At 44.1% G+C, this 15,017-nt stretch carries 15 protein-coding genes and 1 pseudogene; 13 read left to right on the forward strand and 3 right to left on the reverse strand.

From position 1 onward, the window contains the following. Window positions 1-596: 596 nt before the first annotated feature. The 3 genes from MMG82_RS16365 to MMG82_RS16375 are packed head-to-tail and all read left to right on the forward strand — an operon-like array spanning window position 597 to window position 2,999. A complete protein-coding gene (locus tag MMG82_RS16365; protein WP_047539621.1) occupies window positions 597-980 on the forward strand; it encodes a RidA family protein in 384 nt (127 codons plus the stop codon). Window positions 981-1,002: 22 nt separating this feature from the next. Then, the gene (locus tag MMG82_RS16370; RefSeq protein ID WP_241407108.1) at window positions 1,003-2,277 is read left to right on the forward strand and encodes an L-serine ammonia-lyase, iron-sulfur-dependent, subunit alpha; all 1,275 of its coding nucleotides are present in this window, start codon (window positions 1,003-1,005) and stop codon (window positions 2,275-2,277) included. 41 nt (window positions 2,278-2,318) lie between these two features. Beyond that, window positions 2,319-2,999: a PAS domain-containing protein gene (locus MMG82_RS16375; RefSeq protein ID WP_099457714.1), complete on the forward strand. Its 681-nt coding sequence runs from the start codon at window positions 2,319-2,321 to the stop codon at window positions 2,997-2,999. A 56-nt stretch (window positions 3,000-3,055) separates the two neighbouring features. On the opposite strand, the gene MMG82_RS16380 is transcribed toward MMG82_RS16375, so the two are convergent. Together MMG82_RS16380 and MMG82_RS16385 are read right to left on the reverse strand one after the other, a co-directional pair. Continuing rightward, window positions 3,056-4,630 (reverse strand): hypothetical protein, encoded by a 1,575-nt coding sequence (locus MMG82_RS16380; protein WP_241407109.1) that lies wholly within the window; start codon window positions 4,628-4,630, stop codon window positions 3,056-3,058. 204 nt (window positions 4,631-4,834) lie between these two features. Further along, window positions 4,835-5,749, reverse strand: a complete 915-nt coding sequence (locus MMG82_RS16385; RefSeq protein WP_037415751.1) for a DUF368 domain-containing protein — start codon at window positions 5,747-5,749, stop codon at window positions 4,835-4,837. Window positions 5,750-5,986: 237 nt separating this feature from the next. Here MMG82_RS16385 and MMG82_RS16390 point away from each other — a divergent pair, with 237 nt between their 5' ends. The 4 genes from MMG82_RS16390 to MMG82_RS16405 all read left to right on the forward strand — a co-directional run bounded on the left by MMG82_RS16390 (window position 5,987) and on the right by MMG82_RS16405 (window position 8,805). After that, window positions 5,987-6,478 (forward strand): hotdog fold domain-containing protein, encoded by a 492-nt coding sequence (locus MMG82_RS16390; protein ID WP_047534916.1) that lies wholly within the window; start codon window positions 5,987-5,989, stop codon window positions 6,476-6,478. A gap of 111 nt (window positions 6,479-6,589) precedes the next feature. After that, window positions 6,590-7,027: a nucleoside deaminase gene (locus MMG82_RS16395; protein WP_037415746.1), complete on the forward strand. Its 438-nt coding sequence runs from the start codon at window positions 6,590-6,592 to the stop codon at window positions 7,025-7,027. Window positions 7,028-7,162: 135 nt separating this feature from the next. Then, window positions 7,163-8,365: a DUF418 domain-containing protein gene (locus MMG82_RS16400; protein WP_047534920.1), complete on the forward strand. Its 1,203-nt coding sequence runs from the start codon at window positions 7,163-7,165 to the stop codon at window positions 8,363-8,365. A gap of 89 nt (window positions 8,366-8,454) precedes the next feature. Beyond that, complete coding sequence (locus MMG82_RS16405) at window positions 8,455-8,805, forward strand: DUF1294 domain-containing protein (RefSeq protein ID WP_047534924.1); 351 nt, start codon at window positions 8,455-8,457, stop codon at window positions 8,803-8,805. Window positions 8,806-9,026: 221 nt separating this feature from the next. On the opposite strand, the gene MMG82_RS16410 is transcribed toward MMG82_RS16405, so the two are convergent. Beyond that, the gene (locus MMG82_RS16410) at window positions 9,027-10,355 is read right to left on the reverse strand and encodes a short-chain fatty acid transporter (RefSeq protein WP_047534927.1); all 1,329 of its coding nucleotides are present in this window, start codon (window positions 10,353-10,355) and stop codon (window positions 9,027-9,029) included. Between the two features lie 221 nt (window positions 10,356-10,576). Between MMG82_RS16410 and MMG82_RS16415 the strand changes: the two are divergent. The 6 genes and pseudogenes from MMG82_RS16415 to MMG82_RS16440 form a co-directional block, all read left to right on the forward strand. Continuing rightward, window positions 10,577-10,819, forward strand: a pseudogene (locus MMG82_RS16415) (FKBP-type peptidyl-prolyl cis-trans isomerase N-terminal domain-containing protein); the annotation flags it as partial. A gap of 45 nt (window positions 10,820-10,864) precedes the next feature. Continuing rightward, complete coding sequence (locus MMG82_RS16420) at window positions 10,865-12,403, forward strand: recombinase family protein (RefSeq protein ID WP_241407110.1); 1,539 nt, start codon at window positions 10,865-10,867, stop codon at window positions 12,401-12,403. A 114-nt stretch (window positions 12,404-12,517) separates the two neighbouring features. Next, window positions 12,518-12,712 (forward strand): hypothetical protein, encoded by a 195-nt coding sequence (locus MMG82_RS16425; RefSeq protein ID WP_241407111.1) that lies wholly within the window; start codon window positions 12,518-12,520, stop codon window positions 12,710-12,712. 15 nt (window positions 12,713-12,727) lie between these two features. Further along, window positions 12,728-12,910, forward strand: a complete 183-nt coding sequence (locus MMG82_RS16430) for a hypothetical protein (RefSeq protein WP_241407112.1) — start codon at window positions 12,728-12,730, stop codon at window positions 12,908-12,910. Window positions 12,911-13,138: 228 nt separating this feature from the next. Beyond that, entirely contained in the window at window positions 13,139-13,945 is an 807-nt protein-coding gene (locus MMG82_RS16435) for a nucleotide-binding protein (RefSeq protein WP_241407113.1), read from the forward strand. Window positions 13,946-14,180: 235 nt separating this feature from the next. Then, a complete protein-coding gene (locus MMG82_RS16440) occupies window positions 14,181-15,002 on the forward strand; it encodes a nucleotide-binding protein (RefSeq protein WP_241407114.1) in 822 nt (273 codons plus the stop codon). Window positions 15,003-15,017 lie beyond the last annotated feature (15 nt).

Raw genomic sequence — 15,017 nt, forward strand, 5'->3', positions numbered from 1 at the left:
GCTCATTTCTCGGGCGTATGGAATGTTTCGAGATTAAATGTTGTTCGTTATGGCAAGATCGTGCTCGTGAAACAAGGAATAACGCCTAGTTATTCTACTTCAATGTCGAGCAGCTCTTATGACAAAATGTAAGAGTAAGCGTTTGCCAGAAGACACCAAGCTCGGATAAATAAATGTATATCAAACAGCTTATTGCAATGATAACTACGTTCAATGGACTTGCAATAAGCTCACGATTGACGCGTAAACTCACCTTGTAGTGGTCAACTAAATTTGGCAACAGCTTTAGAATCTAGCCAAAATCTTCGCTCGGATTCATTTGGGCTTAATCCTCTTAATACTATTAATCCTATTAACCAGAGTTAAAGCTAACAAGGGTATTACCGAGTCATAAAACCGCTATCTAATGCAAATTCATTTGAGTCAAAGCCAAGTTGAGTGTTTCCAATAGCAGCCATCACAAAACATAACAATCTGATATAGCTAAATAAAAAACACAAAAACTTTCTAAGGATACAAAAATATTTGCAATAACGATTGCTCTATCGCCAAAAAATGCAAATAATGTTGCAAATTTAGACTTTGGTGATTCAATCATGAAAAGCATTATTCACGCAGAACTCGCGCCTCTGGCCATTGGCCCTTATTCCCACGGCACTCGCTATAACAACCTTATTTTTACCTCAGGACAACTGCCAGTATGCAAAGACAAAGGTGGCGTGGTTGATGGCGGCATCAGCGAGCAATCGGTGCAATGCCTTGAGAATCTAAAATACGTGCTCGAAGCTGGCGGCGGCAGCATTGAAACCGTACTTAAAACCACTTGTTACTTAAGCGAAATCAGTGATTTTGCCGCTTTTAACGACGTTTATAAAACCTATTTTAAAACCGACTGCCCAGCGCGCAGCTGTTTTGCGGTGAAGGATCTCCCACTGGGTGTCAAAGTGGAAATCGAAGCCATCGCCCACGTTAACGATTAAGCATCTGTAAGGTTGTAGCCCGATGAAACCCCAATGGCAGCAGTATATTCAAATCATCAATCAAGTCGTTAAACCTGCTTTAGGCTGTACTGAGCCGATTGCTGCGGCATACGCGGCAGCGGTCGCACGCACATTATTGACTGGTGATCCAGATGCAATTGCAGTGCAGGTCTCTGATAATCTGTATAAAAACTCAATGGGCGTCTATGTGCCAGGCACAGGCAAAATTGGTCTTGCGATCGCTGCCGCCACTGGCGCACTTGCGGGCAATGCCGACGCAGGATTGGAAGTACTAGCCAGCGTCACCCCAGAGCAAGTGGCGCAAGCACAAACCCTTATTGATGCGGGTAAAGTGAAGGTTGAGCGTACCGCGACCGATGAATTTATCTATTGCTGTGTGACATTAACCGCGGGTGAACAAGAGGCCATGGTAAAAATCTGCGGCGGCCATACTTTAATAGCCGAAAAGCGCCTAAATGGTGAGTTAGTATTTACCGCCGATAACGCCCAAGCCAAGGCTACAGGCTCAATCTGCGACGGCGTTGATATCAATATTGAATCGATTTACCGTTTTGCCCAAGAAGTGCCCTTCGAAGAAATCCAATTTATCCTTAAAGCCTCTGAGTTAAATAGCAAATTATCCGATGAAGGTATGTCCAAACCCTATGGATTAGAAGTCGGCCGCACCATGAAAAACGGTATTGCCGCGGGGATTATTGGCGAAGACCTACTCAATAAAATTGTGATGCTAACTGCGGCCGCTTCCGATGCGCGTATGGGCGGCGCTAACCTGCCCGCCATGAGCAATTTAGGCAGTGGTAACCAAGGGATTGCGGCCACGATTCCGGTAGTGATCACGGCTCAGTGTTATAAAGTCAGTGAAGAAAAACTGGCGCGCGCCTTAATTATGAGCCACTTAGGGGCGATTTATATTAAGTCACACTACCCGCCATTATCGGCATTTTGTGGCAATACGGTCACCAGCGCCGCCGCCTCTATGGCGATGGTGTATTTAGCAGGCGGCAGTTTCGAGCAATCCTGCTTTGCGATTCAAAATGTTATCAGCGACAGCTCGGGTATGGTCTGTGATGGTGCGAAAGCCTCCTGCGCTATGAAGGTCAGTACCTCATCGAGTGCGGCGGTGCGCTCCTTCTTAATGGCGCTCAACAGCCAAAACGTTTCTGGGCAAGGCATCATTGCCAAAGATGTTGAGAAGACCATCAAAAACATTGGCAGAATGGTCCTTAATGGTATGTCATCAACGGATGTCACCATTATTAACATCATGTCAGAGTAAGACGGTTATTCCTGATAGGCTTCTGAATAAAGGCTAACATGATGAAATTACATGACTTAACCCAAAGCGATCTGGATATACTCAAGTCGATCGAAAATATCGTCGATGGGATTGCCGCCATGTATGGCCAGCATACAGAGGTAGTGCTGCACAGCTTAGATGCTAAGCATCCTTCGGTGGTCAAAATTGCCAATGGTCATATAACCGGGCGAGAAGTTGGCGCGCCGATTACCAATCTTGCGATACAAAAACTAAAATCGGGACAAGATATTTCTAACGCTTACCTGACAAAATGTGCCAACGGTAAAACACTCCGATCAACCACCACCATTATCCGCAATAGCAAAGATCAACCGATTGGATTGCTCTGTATCAACACGGATATGGATGCCCCATTGCAATCAGTCCTGCGCACTATGATGCCAGAACAACTGTTTAGCAATGAGCAGACCCATTCACCCGAAGTATTCGCACGCAATATTGATGAGGCGCTACATAGTGCGATTGACAGTGTGAATCACGAAGTTCGTGCTAACGCTGCGATTTCACCTTCACAAAAAAGTCGAGAAATCGTCAATCAACTCCATGAATTAGGGATTTTTGAACTCAAGGATAGCGCCCAAGTCGCGGCGACTCGATTGGGGATTTCAGTGCATTCCATTTACCGCTATTTGCGTGAAATCAAAGCCAATCAAGCTGAAAACGACAAAGCCTCAGCCTAAAATAAAGGGCTAAGATCTAATAACCTTAGCCCTTGCGTTTTAGTATTTTGCGCTCGTTATTGCGAGGCTTGTCCGCTCAAGCCCATCATATTCCATGCCTGTACAGTGCCATCGGCCATTAACGCAATGGCATTAAACAAATTGCTTCGAATCTCGCGCATTTGACTCAAATCAACGGCTTGCTTATCTAACGTCATCGCAGGCTCTTCGCCCATCCATACAGCAATGGAACCATCTAGGCGTTTAACCGTAAACCCAAAGCCTGTCGGGAAAATATCCGATGCTTGAGTGATTTGAGTTTTAGGTCCAGAGTGACCATCAACCACAGTGCCATCCTGTTTTAAAAAGGCAAACTCCCGCTCATAGGTCACCACCTTGTCCACCTGCGGGATTTCTTGATAACGTGGTTGATGCTGTCCCAAGTCCCAACCTTCCCAAGCAACGGCCGTATTATCCCGACGTAGCGCGACAAATCCCTCATCAAAGGGATAAACCTTATCAATGTTTTGCAACTTTTCCTGTATGACTGACGTATCGGCACCATTGAATTTACTGCCCCATACGTACAGTTGACGACTGATGGTTAGAGCGGCAAACGCACCACGATTTGCATAAATATCAATCACTTTATTAGCGCGACTTGTGGTAGATAAACGCGCTGGAAACGCGGCATGATACTCAGTCAATTCGCCCTCACCCCACGAATATACGCTGCCATCAGCCAGCAGTGCCGCGAACCCATGATCGGTGTTAACAACTTTCACGGCAGGCACTAATTGGCTAAGTTTAGCTAATTGTTCACGGCCTTTTTGCTCATCGCTGAGCCCGCCCCAAGACACTAATTTCCCTGTCGCTGTCCTCGCGGTAAAGGCATTATCATTAGCATAGAGCAAATCGACATGGGTAAGTTCAGAGGCTACGTGACGACTATCGCCGCCATAATCGGCGCCCCCCCAAGTGACTACAGTTCCATCTTGCTTTAAGGCAGCAAAGGCACCTTTGTTAATCAAGACTGTGTCAATATTGGTCATAGCAGGCGCGGCATATTGCCCCGAGATCAGTTCGGCAGGCGTTGAATCCAAGTTAGACCAACTCACTACACTGCCATCTTGTTTGATGGCCGCATACAGCACCTCTCCCAACACAAAAGAACGAACACCTGTCAGCACTTGCTTCATCGCCATTCCCCAAGGAATAAGCTTTCCGTCATGGGTTAAGGCCGCAAAACCACAACTATCCTCTGCCGCATATAGGTGTTTTACATTGACCAGAGGCTCGGCGGCATTATTGATATCGCCGCCACAGTCAGGCTCGCCCCATGCCACCACAGTGCCATCTTGCTTGAGCGCCGCAAATGCACTGAGATTACTGTAGATTTGACTCACTTGGGCTAACTGAGCGGGCATCGGGATTTTGGGCGAATCGTCAACCAACTCAAGGTTGTTCGGGGTGGAAGTGACAACATTATTCACGGCGGTTGATGGCCGATGAGCTAAGATCGTGTCAGAAATTTGCTGCTTTAATTCAGGTGATATCTCAGAATCTTGTTTATCAATGAGCAAGTTAACTACATGACCTAAGGCAAAAATTGCTAGCGCCACACCAACCCAGGGAACCTGTTTTTTTTCCACAACTATATCCTTATCGTAACGACAAACTCTCACTGAGTTTAAACGGATGCACAACATCGATGGCTGAGCACTCATTATAATTGGGCGATTGTAACTAAAGAACGAGCAAAATGACATTGCCCTAAAGTCGAGATATTCAATCGCCCTTAAAACAGAAAAGCAGCGATATTCGCTGCTTTTATTCAACATCATCCACAGAATTAGCTAATCCCGTTTACCAACCTTTTCTAAGCCCCACACTAAGGCAATCGCCGCTAACATGCACACAATAGCAAACAAGAGTTGTGAGGGCTGGCCAGTCACTTGCTCAAAATTAAGTGGCGAAATATTTTGTTCCAGCAAAGGCACTTGCTCGCCATGGGAGTTGGTCTGCCAGGTTAAGGTTTGTTTCCAAGGCCAAATTTTGCCTAAGGTACCAAGCATCAATCCGGTTAAAAACACGATAGTGGCATCATGGTATTTACGTAGCAGCGCCGACAATAAATGGCTAAATGTCAGTAACCCCATTACGGCCCCAACAGCAAAACACGCTAGAATATCCAGTTGAATATTTTTCGCCGCTGCGAGTACTACAGGATATAAGCCAAGCAATAATAAGATAAAACTGCCCGAAATCCCGGGTAACACCATGGCACAAATCGCAATCGCACCGCCAAAGAAGATATTTAAGTAACTGGCTTCCACCGACACAGGATTAAGCACAGTAATTGCCCAAGCAGCCAACACGCCGAGCACGAATAAACCTAAGCGTGCCAGCGTAAAGCCACTCACCTGCTTGAGCATATGCACCACAGAAATAATGATTAAGCCAAAGAAGAATGACCAAATCGGAATGGGATGCGCCACCAGCAACCACGAAATCAGCTTAGCGAAGCTAAAAATACTGGTCAGGATCCCCGCCAATAGACTCACTAAAAATCCACCATTGATATGTATAAAAGCGCCTTTTAGCCCCTGCGACTTAATCACGCCCCAAAGGGATGGATTGATGCGCTTAACGCTTTCAAGCAAGGTATCAAGAATGCCAGTAATGAAGGCGATGGTGCCGCCCGAAACCCCTGGCACCACATCGGCGGCGCCCATGGCCATGCCCTTAAAATAGGTCAGCAAATATTTCAATGTAAGTCCTTGTTGCTAAATCAATATGTGGTGTCATTGATGACAAATTTGTCGTGATTATACGGTGTTAGCCTAAAAACAGCGAAATGAAGTTTACTTAATTCAGCCGACTGGCAATTATTGTTACCTCAATGTTACACTCATCCGACCAGAAAAAGATAACCGCGCCACTAAGACCTAACATCATCATTGGCCAAAGATTATCCCCCTTAGTTTGCACTCCGATGAAGGATAAACATGAGTACTCACGAAGAAACCCGTACCAAACCGAACAAGGTGCTTGCGCTTTACCACAAGACCCAAGGTTTACCCTTTGGCCAAAAAATCTTCTCAATGATGGTGTCACGTATGGCGCCTTATTTTGGCACCATCAAACCACTGATCACTGAATTACGCCTTAACTACTGTTCATGTTTAATAAAAAAACGTCATGCTGTTCATAACCATATAAAAACGGTGCACGTGATTGCGATTTGTAATGGCCTAGAAATGGCAATGGGCGTGATGGCCGAAGCCTCGATACCCGCCCATTTACGCTGGATCCCTAAGGGCATGAGTGTGGATTACACCGCCAAAGCGGGCAGCGATATTTTGTGTGTGGCTGAAGTCACGCCAGAGCAATGGGCCCTCGGCGATATGCTAGTGCCCGTAACCGCCTACGACACTCAAGGAGTCGTGGTCGTAAAGGGACATATCAAATTATGGATTTCAGAAAAGCCGCAAAAATAAGTTAACGCCACCGAGCCAAGGTTAATCGTCAAGCAAGATAACAAGTTAAGTTGTCTTGCCCAAACCTTACGGACTGCTATGCTAAGCAAAACAATCTAACAGGGGGACAACATGGATGAATTTTTACAGGCCGCCATTGATGAAGCCAAACAAGGATTAGCCGAAGGCGGTATCCCCATTGGCTCAGTATTAGTGATTGACGGTAAAATTGTCGCCCGCGGGCATAATAAACGCGTACAGCAAGGCAGCGCCGTGTTACACGCTGAGATGGATTGCCTCGAAAACGCTGGCAGATTGACCGCCGCCGATTATCAAAAGGCCACGCTCTATTCAACCCTCTCCCCCTGCGATATGTGCAGTGGCGCAATTTTACTCTACGGCATCCCTAAGGTAGTGGTCGGTGAAAATGTCACTTTTCAAGGGCCGGAAGCCTATGTTCAGTCCCGCGGAGTCGACGTGACAGTGGTGGACAATCCCGAGTGTAAACAACTGATGCGCGATTTTATCGCCGCCAAGCCACAGCTATGGAACGAAGATATTGGTGAATAGCAACGCTGTTTGTAGCTCTTATCGAATGGCTCAGCAGTGATATACCTTAAGCACCAGTTCGGCGAAGGCCTCGTACCATAAAATTGAACGGAGCAGAGCTCTGACTCGGTTTACCCCATTTCGTGTAGAGAAAGGATGCCTACTATCAAACCTATCACTCAAGCTGCCAAAGATCCTTGGGCAAATCCCTCAAAGGCGAATCACACTCACGATCACTCGATCCCAAGTACTCGCAATGCCAACCTCGATGCGATTCGGGGCTTAGCCGTCTTGGGGATATTTTTTATGAATATCTATTTTATGGGGATAAGCTTTTATGGCTATGCGCCCCATCAAATCCCCTTACTTTCAGACCAAATCCTCCAAAGCATTAGCAATTTCTTTATTGAAGGGCGCTTTATCAGCCTATTTTCTATCCTTTTTGGTGTTGGGCTTTATATTCAATTTCAGCGATTTAGCAACAAGGGCTTGGCCGCTTATTCGCTGCTAAGCTCACGCTTGAAATGGTTAATTGTCTTTGGCCTGCTCCACGGCATTATTATCTGGCCCGGTGATATTTTACTGACCTATGGGATCAGCGGTTTTTTAGTACTTTGTTACCGTGATGCCAGCATCGACGAGTTAAAACGTAAGGCCAATATTTTTATTTTCATTGCCTTAGTGATGATCAGCTTAATAGCGCTTAGCGGCAGTGACGAACTGTTTACCCGCGAATCAGTGCTTTTTGCCGAGCAATACAGCGCTTGGACATCGAGTTACCCCAACCAACTGCTGCTGCATTTAATTCAAGTTGGCTATATGGCGCTCGTGATCCCTTTTACCTTAATGTGGTTTACGGCAGGCTTAATGTTGCTGGGGATGGCACTCTATCAACAGGGCATCTTTGAACAGGGTTTTGACCGTAACACCTTACTCAAACTCGCTTTAGCCACCTTAGTGTTATCCTCCATGGATACCCTATTAGGCTTAACCGAAAACCCCATACTGGTGATGTTTTCAGACATTCTAGTCATGCTGAGTGCTATCCCGATGGCGCTGATTTATATCCATATAGTGGTTTATATCTGCCAAAACCGCTCGACCGTGCTAAAGCCACTGCAAAATGTCGGCAAACTCGCCTTTAGCCTTTATATTCTGCAATCTATCGTTGGCGTATTTATCTTTCGCCACTTTGCCCCTGAGTTACTGTTAACCCTCAATAGAGGCGGTTATATGGCAATAGCCTTGGGTTATTCGCTACTGCAATTGCTGCTTGCGAGTGTATATTTACGCTACTTTAAGCAAGGGCCGCTCGAAAAACTCTGGCGCCACCTTGCCTTTAAATCCATTCGTCCCTAGCACCAGAACAAATGAACAACAAAAAAACGACTCACACCCGCTCGCCCCGCGCCTCAAAGCCGAGAGTGATTCACAGCAAGGCGAGTTCGATGCCATTGTTATTAGCGCTGGTCTTTCTCGCCATGTTAATTGGCGCGGCTTGGTGGCATATGCTGCCAGTCGCGATTGCTGGTTTATATTTGGCGCTGAGTGTATGCACTTTTTTCACCTACGCCGTTGATAAATCAGCCGCTAAAAGAGGTAAATGGCGCACCAAAGAAAGTACTTTGCACCTGATGTCGCTGATGGGCGGCTGGCCCGGTGCACTGTTTGCCCAGCACCTTCTACGCCATAAATCAGTAAAAACGGCCTTTCGTAAACTGTTTTGGCTAACGGTAGTAACCAACTTGGCCTTGCTGGGTTATGGGCTCCAAACCGGAGTGATGGATAGATTGATTTAAAGCGCGCATATCCAATCAACCTGAAATCCCCAATCAACCTGAAGATACGAATGTCAGCATGCCTACAAGTTGTAGAGCCCTTAGGGACGCCAATTCAAGGCGCATACATAACCAAATGTCGGCCACATTTGGAATTGACACAATACGGAAGTCGCAATGAAACAATTAGCCCCGTTAATTGTTACTTCTTTTAACGGGGAAATTTTGAGCTATATCAGTACTTAAAACCAGCTTAGGGCAATACTGATAATGACCCCTGTGATAATCAACTGCATTAAACAGAATCCCATGATATCCCGCGCCTTTAATCCGGCGATGGCCAGCACAGGTAGAGCCCAGAAAGGCTGAATAAGATTGGTCCATGCATCACCCCAAGCCACCGCCATAGCAACACGTGCCACATCGGCGCCCAAGGCTTCGGCAGCTGGCAACATAATCGGCGCCTGCACCGCCCATTGTCCGCCCCCCGAAGGCACAAAAATGTTCACAATACCTGCGCTGATAAAGCTCCAAAATGGCAGGCTTTCTGCGCTGGCAATGGCTACAAATCCTTCGGAGATACTTTGGGCTAAACCCGATTGCATCATCACCGCCATAATGCCTGCGTAGAAGGGGAACTGAATCACAATGCCCGCACCGCCTTTAATCGCTTCGTTAAGACTCAGCAATAAACTGCGTGGCGTTTGATGCAGCACTATGGCAAGGAACAAAAATAAAAAGTTAACTAAATTAAGGTTTAAGCTGCCGCCCTGCACTGCAAAGTAATAGCCTAAGTAAACGAGTCCCGCGCCGCCGACACTCCAACCGAGCAAGCGACTGTTTTCTAATTTATCCGCAGGGCGAGTCGTATTGGCCGTTAACTGCGCCGCTTTATCGTCTGCGCCTCCATCCTCAAGCGCCTTAGGGTCGATATAGATGCTGTCTTTTTCTTCTGGCAACATAAAACGGTTTACCAGTGGCATAACCACAAACAAAATCAGTACTAACAGCAAGTTAAAACTGGCAAAAATGGTCTCACTGGTAGAGATAATGCCAATTTGTGATTCTGAGAAATGCCCCGCAGTGGCAATGGTTAACGGAATAGACCCCGCCAAGCCGCCGTGCCAAACCACAAAACCAGAGTAAGCACTAGCAACCAATAAACGATAATCCACTCTCACTTTACGGGCCAACGCTTTGGCAAATAACGCGCCGACTACCAAACCAAAGCCCCAGTTAATCCAACTGGCAGCCAGAGAAACCAGCGTCACTAAGATAATCGCCTGCGGCGCAGACTTAGCCAAGCCGGCGATGGCATCGAGCAATTTTTTTATCGGTGGTGAGCTGGCGAGCATAAATCCCGCCACCAGCACTAACAGCATCTGCATCGAAAAACTCAGCAGTGCCCAAAAGCCATCGCCCCAGTAACTGATGACGTCCATAGGTGTTTTTTGCTCGGCGACCACGGCCGAAATCATCACGACTAACGTGAGGAGTAAGACAAAAATATAGGGATCGGGTAAATAACGGTCGACAAGCTTGACTAACGGTTTTGCGGCTTTGGTTAACATAGGACTATCCTTGTTTATTCTTCTTATCTGTTTTTATTGAGTTTTTATAGAGTCTAATGCCACAGGTTAAGCGATATCTAAAGCTGGATAAAGCCTTCGGATGCTTTTAAAGCGTGAGAAAATGTAACGCGAATCATCCACGGCTACGCGCACGAACATCGCTAGCCTCTCACGCTAAAAAACTGATAACATAGCCAAAATTGACTAAGGTGTTCCTTAAAATGAAAATGTTACTTGCCGTTGTTGTGATTGCTGGGGTGATTTTTTACTTCTTTACCTCGATGAATAACCAAAAAGCGGCCCAAGAAAATATCCGTTTAGGTAATGAATTTTTAGCACAAAATAAAACCAAAGAAGGTGTACTCAGCACTGCTTCAGGATTGCAATATCAGGTGTTAAATCAAGGCTCAGGCACTGTTCATCCCAAGGCGAGCGATACCGTGACCGTGCATTACCATGGCACGCGCATATTATTGTAACTACAGTTAAAGTGAGTTACAGGAACCTAAATGAAAGCCTTCATATACAGTCGTATCAGTACCAAAACACAGAAAAAGGGTGACGGCTTAGACAGACAACTTGAGTTAACACATGCCTACGCTAACGCTATAGGGCTTGAGATACAGTTAGACAGCTTCCAAGACATAGCTAGTGGTTATCACGGCAGACAAATGCAAGGACGTTTAGGCGTGTTCCTAGACGCTATCAAAACGGGCAAAGTCCCAACCCCAGCCGCTTTAGTAGTTGAGTCACTAGACCGTTTAGGACGTGAGCATACTATGGACGCTTTACCGCGTTTAATGGACATCATTAATAGTGGTGTTGAAGTTCACGAAGTATCTACTGGTGTTATATACAACCGCGAAGACACTCACAAAATACACATTGCAATAGCAGTGATGGAACGTGCGCATAACGAATCAAAAGTAAAAGCATTGCGAGCAAAGCAAGCTTACAAGACAGCTAAACAAAAAGCGGTTGATACAGGCGATGTAATCACAAGCTTAGTCCCTGTTTGGTTAGAGGTTAAGGACAACAAGATTGAACTCATACCTGAACGTGCTGCATTAATAAAACGTATTTTTGAGATGTACATTAATGGTTGCGGTGGCGGTGTTATAGCTAAAACATTAACCGCTGAAAACATACCATATCCTGTTTATCGTGAAAATTTACATAAGCACAAACCGACATGGAACGAACAGCGTATTGTTAGGATTATTAAATCACCTTCAACGTATGGTGCATTTATAAGCTCAGTTGAAGCGCATAAAGACCAAGTTATATATGACTATTACCCTGCTGTTATTGACATTGACACGTTCAACAAAGCACAACAAATTAGATTTAGACGCACAAAAACAAAAACCAAAACTCATGCCATGCAAAACATATTCAGTGGTCTGTTAGTATGTGGCGAATGTGGCTATACATATCAACCTAACCTAAGCAACACAACTAGGAATGGTATTAAGGTAAAAATGCTTTATTTGCGTTGTAGTGGTCGTGTTGGAACTGGACAATGCAAAGCACGCGCAATAAACCTACCAGATACTGAGTTCACTATATTAAACTGGTTCAGGTCATTACGCTTTAGCAGACTACAAGTTGATAAACGTGATGAAATATCAGACAAAAAATCACAAATAACACTTCTCGATGAACAAGCCCAAAACCTGCTTGTACTTGTAGCTAAGGGCAACTCACGCGCCATTACAATGTATGAGGATATCGAAGCTCAGCTAAAACAAGCAAAGGCTGAACTATTCACATTAGAAGATACTTGCACAAAGCCTCAGCTTGACCGTATAGATACCCGTTTAGCACTTGACCACGAAAACATTGATTTAAGGCGTTTAGTTAATCTTGAGCTTCAAAAGGTCATTACTAAAATTGTGATTGCAAGCGACGCTAATGATATCAAATTTCAAGTACACTTCAAAAATGACCAGTTTGGTATCAGAGAAATAAAAGGTAAACGTAAGCAACTAAAACATGCAACAGCTGATCGCGAACTTCCAAGCGGATGGCACACACAAGCACAGTAACTATAGCACCTACAAGACTACAATCATCACTAGTGCATGGTTAGAGACAATTAGCTTCTACTCACGTACTAGTTTAAGATTATTAACAAATTTTTAAACTAAGGAAGGTGAAGTATGACTTTAACAATTGGTGAGCTTAAAGAAATGATAAGGCTCTACGATGATGACACTGAGATTTACTTCGGTGGCTTAGATTTCTATCGTTTGAAGATGAGGGGAGACAAACTTGTTCAGGTTGAGTTTAATCAAACTGTCTATAAAGAACGTGAAACAGGAAATGTGATAGTAGAAAATCACAATCAAATTTGATTAAAGGAGTTTAAAATGCAAGAAAAGGAAGCAAGAGAGCTAAGGGCGAAATGGGGCAATAAACCATGCAACCATCCTGACCTATCTAAAGAGTATTACTTAGGTACTGCTACTGGTGATTATGTTTGCACTACTTGTGGTAAGAGCGGTTTTGGCCGCGATTGGGTAGTTCGCGAAAATGCTCAAGCTAAGGTCTAGCTTTAAAACCCTTACTATAGCATCTATATATAGATGCTATAGTAAGGGTTAAGCTCCAAAAGTCGGGTGCCAGTCATTACAGTGACCTAATCCGCATTGCACTTATAATAATACCTCCCACACTACTTCACAAACCCCATTTTAAAACAGCTAGTTACCTCCCTACTTCTTGCCATATCTTGCTAACGCGATAGAATGCTTTTAATAGCATTGTGTTGTGAGGCAGAGATGGATAAGCAAGAAATTATTGAAAAGTTAGAATCATTTCGGATAAAACTAAAAAGTGATGTATTAGAGGCGTATAAGCAGCGAGGCTCTGCTTTAGGTGAGCAACGGTTTCAATCTTTTATAAAAACACTGTCACGTTTTTTAGGAGAACACTTACCACAAAATACAGTTAATTTTGACGAGTTATTTTCTCAATGTTCATATTTCCGTGAGTATGAAAGTGATGCTGAATATTTTTGGCGAAATGAAGGGATCTTACTGGAAGGCCTTATTGACTCATTGCTCATAGATGTCAAAGATGGCGTATATGATTTGGAATATAAGCCTACAATTGTTAAAACTGTAAAAGCTTCACCTAAAGAAAAATCAAAAAACGTGTTCATCGTGCACGGGCACAATAACGAAGTCAAAGAGCGAACCGCCCGCTTCATCCAAAAGCTAGGTTTTGAACCAATCATTCTTCACGAACAAGCTAGTGGTGGCAGCACTACAATCATCGAAAAAATCTTGGAGTATGCTAAGACAACCGACTTCGCAATTGTCCTCTACACCGCTGATGACATAGGTGGAATAAAGAATAAAGAACCGAGCGATCTAAAACCAAGAGCAAGACAAAATGTTGTCTTTGAACATGGCTTATTGATTGGTCTACTTGGGCGAGAAAATGTTGTGCCATTAGTCGCTGATAACATTGAGATACCAAACGATATTAGTGGTGTGGTTTACGTTAGAGATGACTGGCAAACAGCTATAGCTAAAGAAATGAAGAAAGCAGGTTACGAGATCGACTTCAACAAGCTTTTCTAAGTTTTAATTGATAGCCCTTACTAAACACATCTGCCTAATGTTGTTATAGTAAGGGTTAAACTTCGCAAGTCAGGTACTAAACATTACACGCTCCTACTGCGTATTGTACCTATAGCATCAACTCTCGAACAGCATCACAAACTCCATTTTCAAACAGCAAGTTACCTCCCTACTTCTTGCCATATCTTGCTAACGCGATAGAATGCTTCTAATAGTATTTTTTTATGAGGCACTGATGAATAAACAAGAGATTATTGGTGGGTTAAAGAAGTTACAAACAAGACTTATTGAGGACGTTCTTTATACCTATAAAGAGCAATCTTCTAGTTATGGTCGCCCACGTTTTGAATCTTGGCAGAAGAGTGTAATTAAGTTTTTTACACAACATTTGCCTAACGAAATCCCATATTTTAATGAAAAAGCAAACCCAACATATTTTGTGCTTCCTCGTAAAAATGGCATGACTGATGCTGGCTACTTTTGGAAAGTAAAAGGGGAGCGCATGGATGCTTACATGGGCAACTTAATTCTTGATATACAAAATGATGAGTATGATTTCACCCCTATAAACAAGGATGTTAAGCTACTGGAAACACAATCAACGCCTAAAGCTAAATCCAATAAAGTGTTCATCGTGCATGGACATGATGGACACGTAAAAGAGCGAACGGCTCGCTTCATTGAAAAGCTCGGTTTCGAAGCAATCATACTTCATGAACAGGTAAGTAAAAGTAGAACAATAATAGAGAAAATTGAAGATTACTCAGATGAAACTGATTTTGCGATTATTCTCTATACCCCTGATGATTTTGGTGTTGTAAAGACAAATGTAAATGACTTACAGCCTAGAGCTCGTCAGAATGTAATCTTTGAACATGGCTTCTTAATGGGTAAGCTCGGACGTGAAAATGTTGTGCCATTAGTCGAGGGTGATATTGAACTGCCTAATGACATTAGCGGTATTGTTTACGTTAGTGAAAACTGGGAAATGAAAATTGCTCAAGAAATGCAAGAAGCCGGATACGATATAGACTTTAATAAACTGCTTAAGAAATAATGCACACATACAATA

Source organism: Shewanella sp. MM_2022_3, from assembly GCF_022557375.1.
Lineage (GTDB): Bacteria > Pseudomonadota > Gammaproteobacteria > Enterobacterales > Shewanellaceae > Shewanella > Shewanella xiamenensis.

Coding starts and splice junctions, on each gene's coding strand:
- MMG82_RS16435 (WP_241407113.1), top strand. CDS start 13,139: ATGGATAAGCAAGAAATTATTGAAAAGTTAGAATCATTTCGGATAAAA.
- MMG82_RS16375 (WP_099457714.1), top strand. CDS start 2,319: ATGAAATTACATGACTTAACCCAAAGCGATCTGGATATACTCAAGTCG.
- MMG82_RS16420 (WP_241407110.1), top strand. CDS start 10,865: ATGAAAGCCTTCATATACAGTCGTATCAGTACCAAAACACAGAAAAAG.
- MMG82_RS16430 (WP_241407112.1), top strand. CDS start 12,728: ATGCAAGAAAAGGAAGCAAGAGAGCTAAGGGCGAAATGGGGCAATAAA.
- MMG82_RS16410 (WP_047534927.1), bottom strand. CDS start 10,355: ATGTTAACCAAAGCCGCAAAACCGTTAGTCAAGCTTGTCGACCGTTAT.
- MMG82_RS16365 (WP_047539621.1), top strand. CDS start 597: ATGAAAAGCATTATTCACGCAGAACTCGCGCCTCTGGCCATTGGCCCT.
- MMG82_RS16370 (WP_241407108.1), top strand. CDS start 1,003: ATGAAACCCCAATGGCAGCAGTATATTCAAATCATCAATCAAGTCGTT.
- MMG82_RS16440 (WP_241407114.1), top strand. CDS start 14,181: ATGAATAAACAAGAGATTATTGGTGGGTTAAAGAAGTTACAAACAAGA.
- MMG82_RS16425 (WP_241407111.1), top strand. CDS start 12,518: ATGACTTTAACAATTGGTGAGCTTAAAGAAATGATAAGGCTCTACGAT.
- MMG82_RS16400 (WP_047534920.1), top strand. CDS start 7,163: ATGCCTACTATCAAACCTATCACTCAAGCTGCCAAAGATCCTTGGGCA.
- MMG82_RS16395 (WP_037415746.1), top strand. CDS start 6,590: ATGGATGAATTTTTACAGGCCGCCATTGATGAAGCCAAACAAGGATTA.
- MMG82_RS16390 (WP_047534916.1), top strand. CDS start 5,987: ATGAGTACTCACGAAGAAACCCGTACCAAACCGAACAAGGTGCTTGCG.
- MMG82_RS16405 (WP_047534924.1), top strand. CDS start 8,455: ATGCCATTGTTATTAGCGCTGGTCTTTCTCGCCATGTTAATTGGCGCG.